The following is a 19,569-nucleotide window of genomic DNA, read 5'->3' on the forward strand; positions in this document are numbered from 1 at the left end:
ACTCCGACATTTGAGAATGCATTTCCCCGGTAGGAGTGAGCCTGCTCGCGATGCCTTCGGTTTTGATTGTTAGGGAGATAACAATCCGTTCGATAAACGAACACTCAGTCGATTATCGGATTGTTTGGCGATTTTCAGCGGCTTAATCTGCAGTGACTCCGGCGCTGAACCTCGCGCCTTTTTATCACTGGCGATTCATTACAAAAACGGGAGCCCGCTCCATGGCTGAGATCCTTTCGCTGCATGACGCGGTGAAGCAATTCGTCAACGACGGCGATACCGTCGCGCTCGAAGGCTTCACTCACCTGATCCCTACGGCAGCGGGTCATGAAATCATTCGGCAGGGCAAGAAAGACCTGACCCTGGTGCGGATGACGCCTGACCTGATCTACGACCAACTGATCGGTGCCGGTTGTGCCCGCAAGCTGATTTTCTCCTGGGGCGGCAACCCGGGCGTCGGTTCGCTGCACCGTCTGCGCGATGCGGTCGAGAAGCAATGGCCACACGCTTTGGAAATCGAAGAACACAGCCACGCCGACCTGGCCAATGCCTATGTTGCCGGGGCTTCCGGCCTGCCATTCGCCGTGTTGCGGGCTTACGCCGGTTCCGACCTGCCGAAGGTCAACCCGCTGATCAAATCGGTCACCTGCCCGTTCACCGGTGAAGTGCTGGCGGCGGTGCCGTCGGTGCGCCCCGACGTGACCGTGATCCACGCGCAGAAAGCCGACCGCCAGGGCAACGTGCTGCTGTGGGGCATTCTCGGTGTGCAGAAAGAAGCCGCACTGGCGGCCAAGCGCTGCATCGTCACCGTCGAGGAAATCGTCGACAACCTCAACGCCCCGATGAACGCCTGCGTGCTGCCGACCTGGGCCTTGAGCGCGGTTTGCCACGTACCCGGTGGTGCGCACCCGTCCTACGCCCACGGTTACACCGAACGCGACAACCGTTTCTATCAGGCGTGGGACCCGATCGCTCGCGACCGGGCGACGTTTACCGCGTGGATCAACGAATACATCCATGGCTGCGCTGACTTCAGCGAGTTCCAGGCCAAGTTGGCCGCTGCTTCGGAGGCCAAGTAATGACGTACACCACCAATGAAATGATGACCGTCGCCGCAGCTCGTCGCCTGAAAAACGGCTCGGTGTGCTTCGTCGGTATCGGCCTGCCGTCGAAAGCCGCGAACCTTGCGCGTCTGACCTCGTCGCCGGACGTGGTACTGATCTACGAGTCGGGCCCGATTGGCGCCAAGCCGAGCGTGTTGCCGCTGTCGATCGGTGATGGCGAGCTGGCGGAAACCGCCGACACCGTGGTCCCGACCGGTGAGATTTTTCGCTACTGGCTGCAGGGCGGGCGCATCGACGTCGGATTCCTGGGCGCGGCGCAGGTCGACCGTTTCGGCAACATCAACACCACCGTGGTCGGTGATTACCATGCGCCGAAAGTGCGTCTGCCGGGTGCCGGTGGCGCGCCGGAAATCGCCGGTTCGGCGAAAAGCGTGCTGATCATCCTCAAGCAGTCGGCGCGTTCGTTCGTCGACAAGCTCGACTTCATCACCTCGGTCGGTCATGGCGAGGGCGGCGATTCGCGCAAGCGTCTGGGCCTGCCGGGTGCCGGCCCGGTCGGGATCATCACCGACCTGTGCATCATGGAGCCGGAAGCGGGCACTCATGAGTTCGTGGTCACCGCGCTGCACCCCGGTGTGACCCGCGAGCAAGTGGTCGCGGCCACCGGATGGGCGATTCGTTTTGCCGACCATGTCGCCATTACCGCCGAGCCGACCGACGTCGAACTGACTGCGCTGCGCGATCTCGAAGCACGCACCGCCGCCGCCCACGGCCAGGCACCGGGAGAAGCATGATGCGTGACGTGTATATCTGCGATGCGATTCGTACCCCCATCGGCCGTTTCGGCGGTGGTCTGGCCGGCGTGCGCGCCGACGATCTGGCCGCCGTGCCGATCAAGGCGCTGATGGAGCGCAATCCGTCGGTGGACTGGAACGCCATCGACGAAGTGTTCCTCGGTTGCGCCAACCAGGCTGGCGAAGACAACCGCAACGTCGCGCGCATGGCGCTGCTGTTGGCCGGCCTGCCGGAAACCGTGCCGGGCGTGACCCTCAACCGTCTCTGTGCATCGGGCATGGACGCGATCGGCACCGCGTTCCGCGCGATTGCCAGTGGCGAGATGGAGCTGGCGATTGCCGGTGGCGTCGAGTCGATGTCCCGCGCGCCATTCGTGATGGGCAAGGCTGACGCGGCGTTTTCGCGCAACATGAAACTGGAAGACACCACCATCGGCTGGCGCTTTATCAACCCGTTGATGAAGGCCCAGTACGGCGTCGACGCGATGCCGCAGACCGCCGACAACGTGGCCGATGACTATAAAGTCTCGCGCGCCGATCAGGACGCTTTTGCTTTGCGCAGTCAGCAACGCACCGCCGCCGCGCAGGCTGCCGGCTACTTCGCCGAGGAAATCGTCGAAGTCCGCATCGCCCACAAGAAGGGCGAAACCGTGGTCAGCCAGGACGAACATCCGCGCGCTGAGACCACCATTGAAGCGCTGAGCAAATTGAAACCGGTCAACGGCCCGGACAAAACCGTCACCGCCGGCAACGCCTCCGGCGTCAACGACGGTGCTGCGGCGCTGATTCTCGCGTCGGCTGAAGCGGTGAAGAAACACGGCCTGACCGCCCGCGCCAAAGTGCTCGGCATGGCCAGTGCCGGCGTCGCGCCACGGGTGATGGGCATCGGCCCGGTGCCAGCGGTGCGCAAATTAACCGAACGTCTCGGCGTGGCAGTCAGCGATTTCGATGTGATCGAACTCAATGAAGCCTTCGCCAGCCAGGGCCTGGCGGTGCTGCGTGAGTTGGGCCTGGCCGACGATGCGGCGCAGGTCAACCCGAACGGTGGTGCGATTGCCCTCGGTCACCCGTTGGGCATGAGCGGTGCGCGCCTGGTGCTGACCGCGCTGCATCAACTTGAAAAGACCGGCGGCCAGAAAGGTCTGGCGACCATGTGCGTCGGTGTCGGCCAGGGTCTGGCCCTGGCCATCGAACGCGTCTGACGCAGCGCGTCGACTGATAAGAACAGAGGAAAGCGAAATGACTGACAAGCCTGGCTACCGTCGTCCGCAGGAAGGCACCCAGCCCGAGTACCTGCACCCGACGTATCAATCCACCAACCTGCGCTCGCCGTCCAAGCCATTGGTGTTTCTGCCGCATTCGTTGTCGGAGATCACCGGTCCGACCATCGGCGCCGAACGCGTCGCCGACAAGGACAACGACCTGACCGCCCAGCACGACGGCGAACCGTTGGGCGAGCGCATCATCATTCACGGCCGCGTGCTCGACGAAAACGGCCTGCCGGTGCCGGGGATTCTGGTGGAGATCTGGCAGGCCAACGCTGCCGGCCGCTACAACCACAAGCGCGATCTGCACGACGCGCCGCTGGACCCGAATTTTACCGGCACCGGCCGCACCGTGACCGATGCCGACGGCTGGTATCAGTTCCAGACCATCAAGCCCGGCGCCTATCCGTGGGGCAACCACCATAATGCGTGGCGCCCGGCGCACATCCACTTCTCGCTGTTCGGGCCGAGCATCCTCACCCGTCTGGTGACGCAAATGTACTTCCCCGGCGATCCGCTGCTGGCCTACGACCCGATCTACAACTGCGTGCCGGACACTTCTGCCAAGGAACGTCTGATCGCCGCTTTCGATCTGGAAAAAACCATTCCGTCCTACGCCCTCGGTTACCGCTGGGACATCGTGTTGCGCGGCCGTGAAGCCACGCCGATGGAGAAATAAGATGACGCTGACTGCGACCACGTCCCACACCGTCGGGCCGTACTACCACATCGGCCTGACCTGGCTGAACCGCGAGAACCTCGCGGTTGAACAAACCCTCGGCGAGCGCGTGGCGATCACCGGGCAAGTGATTGATGGCAATGGCGATGTCGTCAATGACGCCATGCTCGAAGTCTGGCAGGCCAACGCCGCCGGCAAGTACGCGCATCCGGAAGACGAGCAGGACAAACCGCTGGACCCGCATTTCGAAGGGTTCGGCCGGGTGCCGGTGGACGCCGAGGGGCGTTTCCGTTTCACCACGATCAAACCGGGCACGGTCGAAGGCCTGAAGGGCTCGACCCAGGCGCCGCATCTGGTGGTGCTGGTGTTTGCCCGTGGCCTGGTGAAGCATTTGCTGACACGGATCTACTTTGAAGGCGAGCCGGCGAACGTAGATGATCCGCTGCTGGAGTGTGTACCGGCCGAGCGTCGCGCGACGTTGCTGGCCAAGCCGGATGCGGCGGGGGTTTATCAGTGGAATGTGATTTTGCAGGGCACTGAGGCGGAGACGGTGTTCTTCGATTACTGATCGAAATCCCCTTCCAAGGGAGTGAGTGTGTGGTGAGGGGATTTATCCCCGACCGAGTGCGCAGCGCTCGCAAAACCGGTAAATGCGCCAGGTCTGTTGCTTCGTGATTATCCGTTTTGGGGCTGCTTCGCAGCCCATCGGGGATAAATCCCCTCGCCACATAGTTCACTCCTGCAAGGGAACTGTGTTGGATGTATCTGTGGAACGGGACTGTTGCAAAGTGTGTCTAGACTCTCACCTGTCCCTTCAGAGTAAAAAACAATGACAACTACCACCGCTGATTACACTGGCGAGGAGCGCAGCAAGCGCATCTTCGCGATTGTCGGTGCCTCGTCCGGCAACCTCGTCGAATGGTTCGACTTCTATGTCTATGCCTTCTGTGCGATCTATTTCGCCCCGGCGTTTTTCCCCTCCGACAATCCCACGGTGCAACTGGTCAACACGGCCGGGGTGTTCGCCGCCGGGTTCCTGATGCGCCCGATTGGGGGCTGGATTTTCGGTCGGCTGGCGGACAAGAAGGGCCGCAAGACTTCGATGATGATCTCGGTGCTGATGATGTGCTTCGGCTCGTTGCTCATCGCCTGTTTGCCGACCTATTCCAGCATCGGCGTCTGGGCGCCGCTGCTGTTGCTGTTTGCCCGTCTGCTGCAAGGTTTGTCGGTGGGCGGCGAGTACGGCACCACCGCGACCTACATGAGTGAAGTCGCGCTCAAGGGCCAGCGCGGCTTCTTCGCCTCGTTCCAGTACGTGACCCTGATCGGCGGGCAATTGCTGGCGGTGTCGCTGGTGGTAATCCTGCAGCAGTTCCTCAGCGAAGACGAACTGCGTGCCTACGGCTGGCGGATTCCGTTTGTGGTCGGTGCGGTGGCGGCGGTGATTTCGTTGTTCCTGCGTCGCTCCCTGAAAGAAACCAGCAGCAAGGAAATGCGCGAGAACAAGGACGCCGGCAGCATCCGCGCACTGTTGCGCGATCACAAAGCCGCGTTCATCACCGTGCTCGGTTACACCGCTGGTGGCTCGCTGATTTTCTACACCTTCACCACCTACATGCAGAAGTACCTGGTGAATACCGCCGGCATGCATGCCAAGACCGCCAGCTACATCATGACCGGCGCGCTGTTCCTGTATATGTGCATGCAGCCGCTGTTCGGCATGCTTGCTGACAAGATCGGTCGACGTAATTCGATGCTCTGGTTCGGCGCGCTCGGTACGCTGTTCACGGTGCCGATTCTGTTGAGCCTGAAAAGCGTCAGCAGCCCGATTCTGGCGTTTGTGCTGATCACCGTGGCGCTGGCGATCGTCAGTTTCTACACCTCGATCAGCGGCCTGGTGAAAGCCGAAATGTTCCCGCCGCAAGTGCGCGCCCTCGGCGTCGGCCTGGCCTATGCCGTGGCCAACGCGATTTTCGGCGGCTCGGCGGAATACGTCGCCCTGAGCCTGAAAGCCGGGGGCATGGAAAACGCGTTCTACTGGTACGTCACGGTGATGATGGCGGTGGCGTTTCTGTTCAGCCTGCGCTTGCCGAAACAGGCCGCGTATCTGCACCACGATCTCTAACCCGATGGGCGCGGGCCGCCACGGCCCGCGCCGGCAAGGATTTTTATGACTCAGCGACCGGGCAATCAATTGTTCGATGCCTACTTCACTGCCCGCGATATGCGTGAGGTGTTCTGCGATCAGGGCCGCGTGCAGGCGATGCTCGACTTCGAAGCTGCACTGGCGCGCGCCGAAGCACGGGTCGGGGTGATTCCGGCGTCCGCCGTTGCCCCGATTGGCGCTGCCTGTAACGCCGGTCTGTATGACTTCGCGGCGCTGGGTGAGGCCATCGCCACGGCGGGGAATTCGGCGATTCCGCTGGTCAAGGCGTTGGGCAAGCAGATCGCTGCCACCGACGCTGCAGCAGAACGCTATGTGCACCTGGGTGCCACCAGTCAGGACGTGATGGATTCGGGGCTGGTGCTGCAAGTGCGTCAGGCGCTGGAGTTGATCGAAAGCGATCTGGCGCAACTGGCGGATGCGCTCGCGACCCAGGCACAGCGTTACGCCACCACGCCACTGGCCGGCCGTACCTGGTTGCAACACGCGACACCGGTGACCCTCGGCATGAAGATCGCCGGTTGGCTCGGTGCGGTGACTCGCAGCCGTCAGCGTCTGCGTGAACTCAAGCCGCGCTTGCTGGTGCTGCAATTCGGCGGTGCGTCGGGGACGCTCGCGGCGCTCGGCGAGCAAGCGTTGCCCATCGCACAAGCCCTGGCCGAAGAACTGCACCTGACGCTGCCCGAGCAACCGTGGCACACCCAGCGTGATCGCATCGTCGAGTTCGGTGCGGTACTCGGCTTGATCGCCGGCAGCCTTGGCAAGTTCGGCCGCGACATCAGTCTGTTGATGCAGACCGAAGCGGCGGAAGTGTTCGAGCCGTCGGCGCCGGGCAAGGGCGGTTCTTCAACCATGCCGCACAAGCGCAATCCGGTGGGCGCGGCGGTGTTGATCGGCGCGGCGACCCGGGTGCCGGGGCTAGTCTCGACGCTGTTCAGCGCCATGCCTCAGGAGCACGAGCGCAGCCTCGGTCTCTGGCATGCCGAATGGGAAACCTTGCCGGAGATCTGCTGCCTGGTGTCCGGCGCGTTGCAACAAGCGCAGTTGCTGGCCGCTGGCCTGGAAGTCGACGCCGCGCGCATGGCGCGCAACCTCGAATTGACCCAAGGGTTGGTGCTGGCCGAAGCGGTGAGCATCGTGCTCGCGCAACGGGTCGGTCGCGACACCGCGCACCACTTGCTCGAACAATGCTGCAAGCGGGCGGTGGCCGAACAACGGCATTTGCGTGCGGTATTGGGTGACGAACCCAAGGTGACTGCCGAGTTGAGCCACGCCGAACTCGATGATCTTTTGAATCCCGCCCATTACCTCGGCCAGGCGCAGGTCTGGGTCGAGCGTGCGGTGGCCGAACACAACGCTTTGACTGTCTGAAGGAGAGGGCTGTGGCTTTCGTTCAACTCGCCGATGGCGAACTGCACTATCAACTGGAGGGCCCGGCTGAGGCGCCGGTGCTGGTGCTGTCCAACTCACTGGGCACCGACCTGCACATGTGGGACGCGCAGATGCCGGCGTTCACCGAACACTTTCGCGTACTACGTTTCGATACGCGTGGCCACGGCCAGTCGCTGGTGACAGCGGGGCCTTACAGCATCGAACAACTGGGCCGCGACGTGCTGGGTCTGCTCGATGCATTGCACATCGAGCGTGCGCATTTCTGCGGGCTGTCGATGGGTGGTTTGATCGGCCAGTGGCTGGGGATCAACGCCGGGCATCGTCTGCACAAATTGATCGTGTGCAACACCGCGGCGAAGATCGGCGACCCGTCGGTGTGGAACCCGCGCATCGAAACTGTACTGCGTGATGGCCCGGCAGCGATGGTCGCCCTGCGTGATGCGTCGATTGCGCGCTGGTTCACCCCGGACTTTTCGGCGGCCGATCCGGCCGCGGCGAAGAAAATCACCGACATGCTCGCGGCCACCTCGCCTGAAGGTTACGCAGCCAACTGCGCGGCGGTGCGCGATGCCGACTTCCGTGAACAGTTGGCCTCGATCAACCTGCCGCTGCTGGTGATTGCCGGCACCGAAGATGCGGTGACACCGCCGTCCGGCGGGCATTTCATTCAGGCACATGTGCGCGGTGCCGAGTACGCCGAGTTCTATGCGGCGCATTTGTCCAACGTGCAGGCCGGTGCGGATTTCAGTGATCGCGTGCTGGCGTTTTTGCAGGCTCAGTGAGGAAGTGTTTGTGGACGAGAAACAACGTTACAACGAGGGCATGCAGGTTCGCCGTGCGGTGCTGGGCGATGCGCATGTCGATCGCAGCCTCACCACCCTGACCGAGTTCAACTCGGAGTTTCAGGAAATGATCACCCGCCACGCCTGGGGCGATATCTGGACGCGACCGGGGTTGCCGCGGCATACCCGCAGCCTGATCACCATCGCCATGCTGATTGGCATGAACCGCGAGGGCGAACTGAAACTGCACCTGCGGGCGGCGGCCAATAACGGCGTGAGCCGTAGCGAGATCAAGGAAGTGATCATGCAGAGTGCGATTTATTGCGGGATTCCGGCGGCCAATGCGACGTTCCATCTGGCCGAATCGGTTTGGGATGAGCTAGGCGTCGAATCCCGGGAATAATGGCGCCATCGCTGGCAAGCCGGCTCTCACAGGTTTTCGGGTGTACACAAAAATGGTGTTCACTGAACATCGCTGTGGGAGCTGGCTTGCCAGCGATAGCGGTAGGTGCCTTGATGAATTAAACCCTGGCCACAATGAAAATCCGCTTGAACGGAAACAGCGTATTGCCGTTTTTCTCCTGCGGATAATGCGCATGCACGCGCATCATGAAGTGGTAGATAAACCGCGCCTGTTCCTCTGAGTTCAGCGCCTGCATCACCGACCGCAGCGCCGACACCTTTACCCAGTCATAAATCGGCGATTTGCCGTCCACCACCTGCAGTTGCTCGGTTTCCCAGATATCCAGCGACGTGGTCAGTGGCGCCAGCAAGCGGTAGTAATCTTCCAGCGACAGCAACGGTCGCGCGGCCATGCGCTGGCGCAATTGCGCAGTGCCCAAGGGCGTGTGGCCTGGGCCCGAGTCCTCAAGCGTGTCGAGCATCAGGCGATACCACAACGCATCGCGCCAGTCCGGCATATGCGCCGCCAGACAGCCGCCGGGGCTGAGATGGCCCAGCAAACGGGGCAGCAACTGTTCGTGGTCACCGATGAAGTGCAACACCGCCGCCGCGAGCAGCAGGTCGGCGGGTTGTTCAGGTTGCCAGTCGAGCAGGTCGCATTGTTTCCACAGTGCGCTGATTGGCAGGCAACGCGCCTCTTCGAGCATCTGTGCGGAACTGTCGACGCCATGCAACTGCGCACGCGGCCAGCGTTCGGCCAGCAGTTGCGTGGCAATGCCGGTGCCGCAACCGAGGTCGTAAATGCACTTGGGGTCGTCCAGTTCGACACGGTCGAGCAATTCGTTGACCGGGCGTTGCCGGTGGCTGGAAAACTGCTGGTACGCCTTGGCGTCCCAGTCGGGCACGGTGTAGAAACGGGTGATCATGAGGTGGTCCTCCGATGATCAGCAGTGTCTTCCGATGACAATCTGGCCAAATCTTGAGGACCAACAACTATGGGTAGCGGAAGCGGGGTGAGTGTGGCGCCTGAGTCCTTCAGGTTTTTCTTACTTTATCCGAGGCCTCGCGATGTGCCACAGATCCTGACGGATGGCACCGACCTGTAGGAGTGAACCTGCTCGCAATGGCGGTAGATCAGTCACCAACAGTGATGGCTGGTATGCCGCCTTCGCGCGCAGGTTCACTCCTGCAAGGGGTTAGAGCAGGCTGATCGGATAGCTGACGATCAGGCGATTCTCGTCGAACTCGTTGTTGCTGAAGTCGCGGCGCATGGTCGAGTTGCGCCACCGCACGTTCAGGTCCTTGAGCGTGCCGCTTTGCACGGTGTAACCGAGTTCCGATTCGCGACCCCATTCCTTGCCGTCGGTGATGGTTCCGGTGTGTACGTTGTCGCCGCTGATATAGCGGTTCATCAGCGTCAGGCCGGGAATGCCCATGGCGGCGAAGTTGTAGTCATGGCGCAATTGCCAGGAGCGTTCCTGCGCGTTGTCGTAGCTGGCGTTGTAGCTGTCGTTGGCCAGGGTGCCGCCACTGGTGCCGTTGACGCGCATCCAGGCGCTGTCGCCGGTGAGTTTCTGCAGGCCGAGGTAAAAGGTGTTGCCGCCGTAGCGGGCAGAGAACATTCCGGACCAGGTTTTGTTATCGAGGTCACCGGCGCGGGCGCTGCCGTCATCCTTGCCATAGAAGAACCCGAGGTTGGCCCCCAGCGTCCAGTCGCCGAGTGGCTGGCTGTGAATCAGGTTGACGTATTGCTGGCTGTAGATGTCCTTGAGCTCGGCGTTCCACAGGCCGATCTGCGTGCGTTTGTCGTTGAAAACGTATTCACCACCCTGGAAGTTGAAGCGATCGGAAGTGAACGCCGCTTTGCCGGTCATCGACATGTCGCTCATGCTGCTGTCGTCGCGCGGACTGTTGGCGCGGAACTGCCCGCCGTAGAGGGTCAAGCCGTCGATTTCCTTCGAGGTGATCTGCCCGCCACGGAAGGTTTGCGGCAGCGAACGGCCGTCGTCGGAGCGCAGGATCGGCAGCACCGGCATCCATTCGCCGACCTTGATTTCGGTCTGCGACAGCTTGGCCTTGAACGCGACGTTGGTGCGACCGAAGTTGTCAGCCGGACGGCCGTCGTGATCCAGCGGCAGCAGTTGCGTGCCGCCGGTGCCTTTACCGCCATCGAGCTTCACCGAGTACAAACCGAGTACATCCATGCCGAAGCCGACGGTGCCTTGGGTGAAGCCGGATTTGGCGTCGAGGATGAAGCTCTGCGTCCATTCTTCAGCCTTGCCCTGGGCCTTGGTCGGGTTGGTGAAGTTGCGGTTGATGTAGAAGTTGCGCAGGTTGAGGTTGACCTTTGCCCCTTCGATGAAACCGGCTTCTTCGGCCGCTACGGGCAGGGCCGCGCCAGCCAGTGTCAGGGCGATCAGGCCGGGAATTGCATACGGCGCAATGGGATGGGTCATCGCAGGGTCTCTTGTTATTTTTTGGGGTCGAACGAAATCCGTTGCCGCCGTTCTCGGGGCAGTTACGAAGTTGCACTTTTGGGGATGAAGCGGCGAGCGATCAGCCGGACGGAGCAGGGCGCGGGAGCATGGTATCGAACCTGTTGTTATTGGTTTTGTGGAGCGAATGGTGCGGGGCGCGAAGGGCGGGTTTCAATCGGGGAAAGCGGGTTCTGGGCGATTATCGAACGCAAGATTCTGCCGGGTTTTGTGGGGGGGGATCAGGCCCCATCGCTGGCAAGCCAGCTCCCACAAGGATCTTCAGTGAGCACACATTTGCAGACCCCCAGATAAATCTGTGGGAGCTGGCTTGCCAGCGATGGGGCCGGGTCGGATACCACAGCGTTTTGACAGGCAACAAAAAGCCCACCAATCGGTGGGCTTCCTGTTTTCACCTGAAGATGATCAGAACAGCTTCATCTTCGGTGCTTCTTCTTTCAGTGCTTCGTTCTGCGCGGTCTGCGCATTCCAGCCGCCACCCAAGGCCTTGTACAGGTTGACCGCACTGGTCAGCTGCGCGAGGCGGTCGGTGATCAGTGACTGTTGCGCACTGAACAGCTGACGCTGGGCATCGAGGAAGGTCAGGTTGCTGTCGACACCGATGCGGTAACGACGCTCGGCCAGGCGGTAGTAATCCTGGTTGGCCGCGACGAAGTCACGCTGCGCCTGCAACTGCTCGGTGTAGGTCTGGCGGGCCGCCAGGCCGTCGGCGACTTCCTGGAAGGCGGTCTGAATCGACTTCTCGTAGTTCGCCACGCCAATGTCCTTCTGGATCTTGGCGTAGTCGAGGCTGGCGCGCAGGCTGCCGGCGTTGAAGATCGGCAGGTTGATCTGCGGCTGGAACAGCCACGTCCCCGAACCACCCTTGAACAGACCGGACAGGTCCGGGCTCAAGCTACCCGCGTTGGCGGTCAGGCTGATGCTCGGGAAGAACGCGGCACGGGCCGCGCCGATGTTGGCGTTGGCCGCCTTCAGGTTGTACTCGGCTTGCAGGATGTCCGGACGACGTTGCAGCAAGTCCGATGGCAGACCGGCCGGTACGTCGCTGAGCAGGTCATCCGACAGCGGCTTCGCCCCTTGCAGGTTGGCCGGGATACCGGTGCCGAGCAGCAGGGTCAGGCTGTTTTCGTCCTGCGCGACCTGGCGGGTATAACGCGCCAGTTGGGCCCGGGCGTTTTCCACGGAAGTACGCGACTGCGCCAGGTCGAGTGCCGAGGCCACGCCGACTTCGTTGCTGCGGCTGGTCAGCTTGTAGCTTTCCTCGAAGGCACCGAGGGTGTCCTGCGTGAGCTTGAGCAGTTCCTTGTCCGCTTGCCAGGTCAGGTAGGCGTTGGCCACGCTGGCCACCAGACTGATCTGGGTACTGCGCCGTGCTTCTTCGGTGGCGAAGTATTGTTGCAACGCTTGTTCGCTCAGGCTGCGAACGCGACCGAACAGGTCGAGTTCGTAGGCACTGATGCCGACGGTAGCGGAGTAGGAGCTGCTGATCGACGCTTCACCGGTCTGCGAGGCACGGGCCGGAACCCGCTGACGGCTGCCGTTGGCATTGGCCGACACCGCCGGAAACAGATCGGCACGCTGGATGCGGTATTGAGCCGCATAGGCGTCGATGTTCAGCGCCGCGACACGCAGGTCGCGGTTGTTTTCCAGGGCGACCTGGATCAGCTGTTGCAGGGCCGGGTCATGGAAAAACTGCTTCCAGCCTTGCTCGGCAGCCGCTTGCGCCGGAGCCTGGGCCGGCGAGTACGCCGGGCCCTGCGGGTACTGGCCCGCAACCGGTGCTTCAGGCTGCTGATAATCGGGGATCAGCGAGCAACCGCTCAGCACGAAGGCGGCGACTGCGATGGAGAGTAGCGACTTGCTCATTGGCCAGCCTCTTTAGGGGTTTCAGTCGTCTCGTCCTGGTCGGCGATTTTGCGCTGGCCGAGGGACGAAACCGTGACAAAGAACAGTGGGACCCAGAAGATCGCCAGGATCGTGGCGGTGATCATACCGCCGATTACCACAGTACCGATGGCATGCTGGCTACCCGAGCCGGCCCCGGTGGAGATGGCCAGTGGCACGACGCCCAGAATGAACGCCAGGGACGTCATGATGATCGGGCGAAGACGCATGCGGCACGCTTCGACTGCGGAGTCGATCAGGCTGTTGCCCTGCTCGTGCAACTCCTTGGCGAACTCGACGATCAGAATAGCGTTTTTCGCCGCCAGACCAATGGTGGTCAACAGACCCACCAAGAAGTACACGTCGTTGGACAGGCCGCGCAGGCTGGTGGCGAGCAATGCCCCGATAATCCCCAACGGCACTACGAGCACAACGGCGATCGGGATCGACCAGCTCTCGTACAGCGCCGCCAGACACAGGAATACCATCAGCAACGACAGCGCAAACAGCGCCGGCGCCTGCGAGCCTGCCAGACGTTCCTCATAGGACAGTCCGGTCCAGGAAATACCGACACCTTTAGGTAGCTTGGCAGCGATTGCCTCGACTTCAGCCATCGCTTCACCGGTGGAGTAGCCCGGTGCCGGGGCCCCGAGGATTTCCATCGCTTCCACGCCGTTGTAACGCGACAGCTTCGGCGACCCGTAGATCCACTCACCCTTGGCAAACGCCGAGAACGGAACCATGGTGCCGGAGGCATTGCGCACGTACCACTTCTTCAGGTCTTCCGGGCTCATCCGTGAATCCGGCTGGCCCTGGACATACACCTTCTTCACGCGACCGCGGTCGATGAAGTCGTTGACGTAGCTACTGCCCAGCGCAATCGACAGGGTGTTGTTGATGTCGCTGATGGTGATACCCAGTGCACTGGCCTTCTCGTCATCGATTTCGAGCTGGAACTGCGGCTCGTCGTTCAGACCGTTTGGACGCACCTGCGACAGCACTTTGCTTTGCGCTGCCATGCCGAGGAACTGGTTGCGAGCAGCCATCAGTTGATCATGGCCGATACCGGCACGGTCCTGCAGGAACACGTCGAATCCGGTGGCGTTACCCAGTTCCAGTACCGCAGGCGGGGCGAAGGCAAACACCATTGCATCGCGGAAACTGAAGAAGTGCTGCTGGGCGCGGGCGGCGAGTTTGAACACGCTGTTGTCGGCGTTCCGCTCGTGCCACGGCTTGAGCATGATGAACGCCATACCCGAACTCTGACCACGGCCGGCGAAGTTGAAGCCGGTGACGGTGAACACCGACGAGACCGCGTCACCCTCGCCGCCATCCTTGCTCGGACGCAGCAGGAATTCACGCATTTCATCCACGACCACCTGCGTGCGCTGGGCACTGGAACCGGCCGGTGTCTGCACCTGGGCAAACAGTACGCCTTGGTCTTCTTCCGGCAGGAAGGAGGACGGTATGCGCAGGAACAGCCAGATCATACCTACGAAGATGATCACGTAAGCCAGCAGGTACGGGGCCTTGTGACGCAGGATATTGCCCACGCCTCGTTCGTAGCTTTTGACGCTGCGGTCGAATCCACGGTTGAACCAGCCGAAGAAGCCTTTTTTCGGTATGCCGTGCTCGCCATGGGGAATCGGCTTGAGCATGGTGGCGCACAGCGCAGGGGTAAAGATCAGGGCAACCAGTACCGACAACGCCATGGCCGAAACGATGGTGATGGAGAACTGCTTGTAGATCACCCCGGTTGAGCCGCCGAAGAACGCCATCGGCAGCAGTACCGCCGACAGCACCAGGGCGATACCGACCAGGGCTCCCTGGATCTGGCCCATGGATTTTTTGGTCGCTTCCTTCGGTGACAGGCCTTCCTCGCTCATCACCCGTTCGACGTTTTCCACCACGACGATGGCGTCGTCCACCAGCAAGCCGATGGCCAGCACCATGCCGAACATGGTCAGGGTGTTGATGCTGAATCCGGCGGCGGCGAGGATGCCGAACGTACCGAGCAGTACCACCGGCACGGTCATCGTGGTGATGACCGTGGCGCGGAAATTTTGCAGGAACAGGAACATCACCAGGAACACCAGCACGATCGCTTCGACCAGGGTTTCAACCACACCCTTGATCGACTCGGTCACCACCGGCGTAGTGTCGTACGGGAACACCACTTCCATGCCTGGCGGGAAGAACGGCTTCAGGCTGTCGATGGTATTACGCAGGGCCTTGGCGGTGTCGAGGGCGTTGGCGCCGTTGGCCAGTTTGACTGCCAGGCCGGAAGCCGGGCTGCCGTTGAACTGGGCGCTGATCGCGTAGTTCTCACCACCGAGGCCGACGTCGGCGACGTCTTTGAGGCGAACCTGCGAGCCGTCCTTGTTGACCTTGAGCAGAATCTCTTTGAACTGCTCGGCCGTTTGCAGACGGGTTTTGCCGATGATCGTCGCGTTCAGTTGCTGACCCTGCACGGCAGGCAAGCCGCCGAGCTGGCCGGACGAGACCTGGACGTTCTGCGCCGCGATGGCAGTCTTCACGTCGATCGGGGTCAGGTTGAAGTTGTTCAACTTGGCCGGGTCGAGCCAGATGCGCATCGCATACTGGGCACCGAAGACCTGGAAGTCACCGACACCGGCGGTCCGCGAGATCGGGTCCTGCATGTTCGACACGATGTAGTTGGACAAGTCGTCCTTGGTCATGCTGCCGTCACGCGACACCACGCCGATCACCAGGAGGAAGTTTTTCACTGCCTTGGTGACGCGGATACCTTGTTGCTGCACTTCCTGCGGCAGCAGCGGGGTGGCCAGGTTCAGCTTGTTCTGAACCTGAACCTGCGCGGTGTCGGAGTTGGTGCCTTGCTCGAAGGTCGCGGTGATGGTCATGCTGCCGTCGGAGTTACTTTCCGAGGACACATAACGCAGGTTGTCGATACCGTTGAGCTGCTGCTCGATCACCTGGACCACGGTGTCCTGCACGGTTTGCGCCGAAGCGCCCGGGTAGGTCACGGAGATCGCGATGGCCGGAGGCGCAATGCTCGGGTACTGGTTGATCGGCAGTTTCAGGATCGAGAGTGCCCCGACCAGCATGATCACCAGGGCAATTACCCAGGCGAAAATCGGACGGTCGATAAAAAATTTCGACATGAGTTACTCCCCTTTGCCGCCAGCGGCTTTGTCAGCTGCCTGAGCGGGGGCCGGGTTTTTGGTGCCGACGTTGGTCGCTTCGGTCGGTTTGACCTCGACGCCCGGTTTGACGAATTGCAGCCCTTCGGTGATGAGGCGATCGCCGGCCTTCAACCCGTCTTCGATCAGCCACTGGCTGCCGACAGTGCGGCTGGCCTTCAACTGACGCAACTCGACTTTGTTGTCCGGGCCGACGACCAGTGCGGTCGGCGTGCCTTTGAGGTCACGGGTCACGCCTTGCTGCGGAGCGAGGATAGCCGCGCTGTTCACACCTGCCTGCAACTGGGCGTGGACGAACATGCCTGGCAACAGGGTGTGATCCGGGTTCGGGAACACGGCGCGCAGGGTCACCGAACCGGTGGTCTGGTCGACCGACACTTCGGAGAATTCCAGCTTACCGTCGAGCTTGTATTGGCTGCCGTCTTCCAGGGTCAGTTTGACGGCGGCGGCGTTGTCGCCAGCTTTTTGCAGACGACCGCTTTCCAGTTCGCGGCGCAGCTCCAGCAGCTCCACCGAGGACTGGGTGACGTCAACGTAGATCGGGTCCAATTGCTGGATCACGGCCATGGCGTCGGTTTGACCATTGCTCACCAAGGCACCTTCGGTGACCGAAGAGCGGCCGATACGCCCGGAGATCGGCGCATACACCTTGGTGTAACGCACGTTGATCTGTGCGCTCTGCAACGCCGCTTCCGATTCCATACGGTTGGACACGGCGGTGTCGTATTCCTGACGGCTCACGGCCTGCTCATCGACCAGTTGCTTGTAGCGGTCGGAGATCGACTTGGTCGAACGCAGGCTGGCTTCCGCGCTTTTCAGGGTCGCTTCATAGACCGCCGGGTCAATCTGATACAGCTGCTGGCCGGCTTTGACGTCGCCGCCTTCCTTGAACAGACGCTTGAGGATGATGCCGTTGACCTGCGGTCGAACTTCAGCAATGCGGTACGCACTGGTGCGCCCCGGCAGTTCGGACGTGAGGGTGAACGCTTGTGGTTGCAGGGTGACGACGCCGACCTGAGGAGGCGGAGCGGCTGGAGCCGCTTCTTCCTTTTTACATCCGCTGAGCAGCGATGCCAGGGCGACGGCAGTGACCAGAGCGGTAACAGCTGGCTTGAATTGCATGAAGATCCTCGGGTCAGGCGCGCGAAAAACGCACAAGAAGTGTGGAAGGGTAAAAAACGGCTTCCGGGTGGATAAGTAGCTTGCTAAGGAATATACTTACGTTCATGGTTGTTTGTAAACACCTTGGCGTTGTACCCACCCTGTTACAAAACGCGTCGCAAGGTTTGAAATTGTAGGCCGGGGAGCCGATTCACGAGAGATCGCCCCCTCTTTATTCAGCGGATATTCAGCCATCCCTGAAACATCCTGTTTGAGGTTTTACTGCCATGGTCCGTCGTACCAAAGAGGAAGCTCAAGAAACCCGTAGCCAGATTCTGGAAGCGGCGGAGAAAGCTTTTTATGAAAGGGGCGTTGCGCGCACCACCCTGGCGGATATCGCGGCGTTGGCCGGCGTCACGCGCGGTGCTATTTATTGGCATTTCAGTAACAAGGCCGATCTGGTACAGGCCATGCTCGACTCCTTGCGGGAGCCGCTGGATGAGCTGGCTCGGGCCAGTGAAAGTGAGGATGAGCTGGATCCGCTGGGCTGCATGCGCCAATTGCTGATTCATTTGTTTCATCAAGTTGCGCTGGACCCGAAAACCCGGCGTATCAACGAAATTCTGTTTCATAAGTGCGAGTTCACCGATGAAATGTGCGATCTGCGTCAGCAGCGCCGGGAAGTCAGTCTCGATTGCAATGAGCGCATCGCGCTGACCTTGCGTAATGCGGTCAATCGCGGCCAGTTGCCGGAAGATCTCGACACCGCCCGTGCGGCCATCAGTATTCATGGCTATATTGATGGCCTCCTGTATGGATGGCTTTTGGCGCCGGACAGCTTTGAGCTGCATGCCGAGGCCGAGCGTTGGGTCGATACAGGGTTGGATATGCTGCGCCTGAGCCCCAGCCTGCGCAAATGAAACAAAATGCGTAATTGGCACAGCTTATGTCAATTGGCCGGCTTTTATATACGTTCGCGGCAGGGAGTTTATACGTAGCGAGCTACGCATTTTGTAGGGAATTTGTGTCTTCTGTGTGAACAAGTGTTGGCTGCTGCCCTCACCCTAACCCTCTCCCAGAGGGAGAGGCGACTGACCGTGTTGTTTATTCGAGTTACACCGACCTGAGATATCAGGGCCGAACTCCAGATTTGAAAAGCACACAGATCGGCTCCCTCGCCCTTGGGAGAGGGCTGGGGTGAGGGGCCACGTACTCAGCCGCCCAATCAATCTTCAGGCGAACAAAAAAGCCCCCGGCTCTCACGAGTCGGGGGCTTTTGTCTTCCAACGTTACGGCTTACAGCGTCGGGTAGTCGATGTAGCCGATCGGGCCTTTGGCGTAGAACAGCTCTGGACGCGCCTCGTTCAACGGCGCATCCGCCTTCAGGCGTGCCGGCAGATCCGGGTTGGCGATGAACGGCACGCCGAATGCCACGGCATCTGCCTTGCCAGCCGCCAGCCAGGCGTTGGCGCTGTCTTTGGTGAAACGTTCGTTGGCGATGTACGGGCCACCGAAGGCTTCCTTCAGTTGTGGGCCGAGGCTGTCGGCGCCTTCTTTCTCGCGGGAGCAGATGAACGCGATACCGCGTTTGCCCAGCTCACGGGCGACGTAGGTGAAGGTTTCCGCCAGGTTGTCATCGCCCATGTCGTGGGAATCGGCGCGCGGTGCCAGGTGCACACCGACGCGGCCAGCGCCCCAGACTTCGATCGCCGCGTCAGTCACTTCCAGCAGCAGACGGGCGCGGTTTTCCAGGGAGCCGCCGTAGAGGTCGGTACGCTGGTTGGTGCTGCTTTGCAGGAACTGGTCGAGCAGGTAACCGTTGGCGCCGTGGATTTCCACGCCGTCGAAACCAGCCGCCTTGGCGTTTTCGGCACCGGTGCGGTAAGCGTCGACGATGTCGGCGATTTCAGCGGTTTCCAGAGCGCGCGGGGTTGGGTAGTCAGCCATTGGACGCACCAGGCTGACGTGACCTTTAGGCTGGATCGCGCTCGGCGCAACCGGGGTTTCACCGTTCAGGTACGACTCGTGGGAGATACGGCCAACGTGCCACAGTTGCAGGAAGATCTTGCCGCCGGCCGCGTGAATGGCCTTGGTCACGTTGGCCCAGCCACGCACCTGGTCATTGGACCAGATACCCGGGGTGTCCGGGTAACCGACGCCCATCGGTGTCACCGAAGTGGCTTCGGACAGGATCAGGCCGGCAGAGGCGCGTTGTACGTAGTACTCGGCCATCAGCGCGTTCGGCACACGGCCTTCGTCGGCGCGGCAGCGAGTCAGCGGGGCCATGATGATGCGGTTGGCCAGTTCGACGTCGCCGAGTTTGATCGGATCAAAAATAGTTGCCATGTCTACAACCCTCATAAGT

At 61.3% G+C, this 19,569-nt stretch carries 16 protein-coding genes; 10 read left to right on the forward strand and 6 right to left on the reverse strand.

The window, feature by feature from the left end; translation table 11 throughout:
• The first annotated feature begins 221 nt into the window (after positions 1 to 221).
• The 9 genes from ACXX9E_RS12040 to pcaC all read left to right on the forward strand — a co-directional run bounded on the left by ACXX9E_RS12040 (position 222) and on the right by pcaC (position 8,543).
• Positions 222 to 1,079 (forward strand): CoA transferase subunit A, encoded by an 858-nt coding sequence (locus tag ACXX9E_RS12040; protein ID WP_123465321.1) that lies wholly within the window; start codon positions 222 to 224, stop codon positions 1,077 to 1,079.
• Positions 1,079 to 1,858 carry a CoA-transferase subunit beta gene (locus ACXX9E_RS12045; RefSeq protein ID WP_128616245.1) on the forward strand — a complete coding sequence of 260 codons (780 nt, stop codon included), beginning with the start codon at positions 1,079 to 1,081 and terminating at the stop codon, positions 1,856 to 1,858. Before ACXX9E_RS12040 ends, ACXX9E_RS12045 begins: the two co-directional genes overlap by 1 nt.
• Entirely contained in the window at positions 1,855 to 3,060 is a 1,206-nt protein-coding gene (gene pcaF / locus ACXX9E_RS12050) for a 3-oxoadipyl-CoA thiolase (RefSeq protein WP_185015789.1), read from the forward strand. The genes ACXX9E_RS12045 and pcaF overlap by 4 nt, the downstream gene beginning before the upstream one ends.
• Before the next feature lie 37 nt (positions 3,061 to 3,097).
• On the forward strand, positions 3,098 to 3,802 hold the full coding sequence (gene pcaH, locus ACXX9E_RS12055; RefSeq protein WP_123465327.1) for a protocatechuate 3,4-dioxygenase subunit beta: 705 nt from the start codon (positions 3,098 to 3,100) through the stop codon (positions 3,800 to 3,802).
• Between the two features lies 1 nt (position 3,803).
• The gene (pcaG, locus tag ACXX9E_RS12060) at positions 3,804 to 4,370 is read left to right on the forward strand and encodes a protocatechuate 3,4-dioxygenase subunit alpha (protein WP_222833517.1); all 567 of its coding nucleotides are present in this window, start codon (positions 3,804 to 3,806) and stop codon (positions 4,368 to 4,370) included.
• 261 nt (positions 4,371 to 4,631) lie between these two features.
• Positions 4,632 to 5,927 (forward strand): MFS family transporter, encoded by a 1,296-nt coding sequence (locus ACXX9E_RS12065; protein ID WP_457237139.1) that lies wholly within the window; start codon positions 4,632 to 4,634, stop codon positions 5,925 to 5,927.
• Positions 5,928 to 5,972: 45 nt separating this feature from the next.
• Positions 5,973 to 7,337, forward strand: coding sequence for a 3-carboxy-cis,cis-muconate cycloisomerase (locus ACXX9E_RS12070; protein ID WP_128616247.1), 1,365 nt, complete (start codon positions 5,973 to 5,975; stop codon positions 7,335 to 7,337).
• An 11-nt stretch (positions 7,338 to 7,348) separates the two neighbouring features.
• Complete coding sequence (gene pcaD, locus ACXX9E_RS12075; protein WP_128616248.1) at positions 7,349 to 8,140, forward strand: 3-oxoadipate enol-lactonase; 792 nt, start codon at positions 7,349 to 7,351, stop codon at positions 8,138 to 8,140.
• 10 nt (positions 8,141 to 8,150) lie between these two features.
• Positions 8,151 to 8,543 (forward strand): 4-carboxymuconolactone decarboxylase, encoded by a 393-nt coding sequence (gene pcaC / locus ACXX9E_RS12080; protein WP_458555464.1) that lies wholly within the window; start codon positions 8,151 to 8,153, stop codon positions 8,541 to 8,543.
• 118 nt (positions 8,544 to 8,661) lie between these two features.
• Here the strand turns inward: pcaC and ACXX9E_RS12085 are convergent, their stop codons facing one another.
• From ACXX9E_RS12085 to emhA, 5 genes are all read right to left on the reverse strand, one after another.
• A complete protein-coding gene (locus ACXX9E_RS12085; protein ID WP_128616249.1) occupies positions 8,662 to 9,468 on the reverse strand; it encodes a methyltransferase domain-containing protein in 807 nt (268 codons plus the stop codon).
• 270 nt (positions 9,469 to 9,738) lie between these two features.
• The gene (locus ACXX9E_RS12090; protein WP_123465339.1) at positions 9,739 to 10,998 is read right to left on the reverse strand and encodes an OprD family porin; all 1,260 of its coding nucleotides are present in this window, start codon (positions 10,996 to 10,998) and stop codon (positions 9,739 to 9,741) included.
• A gap of 444 nt (positions 10,999 to 11,442) precedes the next feature.
• Positions 11,443 to 12,903: an efflux RND transporter outer membrane subunit EmhC gene (gene emhC, locus ACXX9E_RS12095; RefSeq protein WP_123465341.1), complete on the reverse strand. Its 1,461-nt coding sequence runs from the start codon at positions 12,901 to 12,903 to the stop codon at positions 11,443 to 11,445.
• The gene (gene emhB, locus ACXX9E_RS12100) at positions 12,900 to 16,064 is read right to left on the reverse strand and encodes an efflux RND transporter permease subunit EmhB (protein ID WP_123465343.1); all 3,165 of its coding nucleotides are present in this window, start codon (positions 16,062 to 16,064) and stop codon (positions 12,900 to 12,902) included. The genes emhC and emhB overlap by 4 nt, the downstream gene beginning before the upstream one ends.
• A gap of 3 nt (positions 16,065 to 16,067) precedes the next feature.
• On the reverse strand, positions 16,068 to 17,225 hold the full coding sequence (gene emhA / locus ACXX9E_RS12105) for an efflux RND transporter periplasmic adaptor subunit EmhA (protein WP_123465345.1): 1,158 nt from the start codon (positions 17,223 to 17,225) through the stop codon (positions 16,068 to 16,070).
• 266 nt (positions 17,226 to 17,491) lie between these two features.
• Here emhA and emhR point away from each other — a divergent pair, with 266 nt between their 5' ends.
• Entirely contained in the window at positions 17,492 to 18,124 is a 633-nt protein-coding gene (emhR, locus tag ACXX9E_RS12110) for an efflux system transcriptional repressor EmhR (protein WP_123465348.1), read from the forward strand.
• Between the two features lie 376 nt (positions 18,125 to 18,500).
• Here emhR and ACXX9E_RS12115 read toward each other — a convergent pair whose 3' ends face one another.
• A complete protein-coding gene (locus tag ACXX9E_RS12115) occupies positions 18,501 to 19,550 on the reverse strand; it encodes an alkene reductase (RefSeq protein ID WP_123465350.1) in 1,050 nt (349 codons plus the stop codon).
• Between the last annotated feature and the right edge of the window lie 19 nt (positions 19,551 to 19,569).

The organism is Pseudomonas sp. GNP014, assembly GCF_054344005.1.

Bases quoted from the DNA above. Each gene is read 5' to 3' on its own strand.
- ACXX9E_RS12040 (WP_123465321.1), top strand. From the start codon at position 222: ATGGCTGAGATCCTTTCGCTGCATGACGCGGTGAAGCAATTCGTCAAC.
- ACXX9E_RS12045 (WP_128616245.1), top strand. From the start codon at position 1,079: ATGACGTACACCACCAATGAAATGATGACCGTCGCCGCAGCTCGTCGC.
- pcaF (WP_185015789.1), top strand. From the start codon at position 1,855: ATGATGCGTGACGTGTATATCTGCGATGCGATTCGTACCCCCATCGGC.
- pcaH (WP_123465327.1), top strand. From the start codon at position 3,098: ATGACTGACAAGCCTGGCTACCGTCGTCCGCAGGAAGGCACCCAGCCC.
- pcaG (WP_222833517.1), top strand. From the start codon at position 3,804: ATGACGCTGACTGCGACCACGTCCCACACCGTCGGGCCGTACTACCAC.
- ACXX9E_RS12065 (WP_457237139.1), top strand. From the start codon at position 4,632: ATGACAACTACCACCGCTGATTACACTGGCGAGGAGCGCAGCAAGCGC.
- ACXX9E_RS12070 (WP_128616247.1), top strand. From the start codon at position 5,973: ATGACTCAGCGACCGGGCAATCAATTGTTCGATGCCTACTTCACTGCC.
- ACXX9E_RS12085 (WP_128616249.1), bottom strand. From the start codon at position 9,468: ATGATCACCCGTTTCTACACCGTGCCCGACTGGGACGCCAAGGCGTAC.
- ACXX9E_RS12090 (WP_123465339.1), bottom strand. From the start codon at position 10,998: ATGACCCATCCCATTGCGCCGTATGCAATTCCCGGCCTGATCGCCCTG.
- emhC (WP_123465341.1), bottom strand. From the start codon at position 12,903: ATGAGCAAGTCGCTACTCTCCATCGCAGTCGCCGCCTTCGTGCTGAGC.
- emhB (WP_123465343.1), bottom strand. From the start codon at position 16,064: ATGTCGAAATTTTTTATCGACCGTCCGATTTTCGCCTGGGTAATTGCC.
- emhA (WP_123465345.1), bottom strand. From the start codon at position 17,225: ATGCAATTCAAGCCAGCTGTTACCGCTCTGGTCACTGCCGTCGCCCTG.
- emhR (WP_123465348.1), top strand. From the start codon at position 17,492: ATGGTCCGTCGTACCAAAGAGGAAGCTCAAGAAACCCGTAGCCAGATT.
- ACXX9E_RS12115 (WP_123465350.1), bottom strand. From the start codon at position 19,550: ATGGCAACTATTTTTGATCCGATCAAACTCGGCGACGTCGAACTGGCC.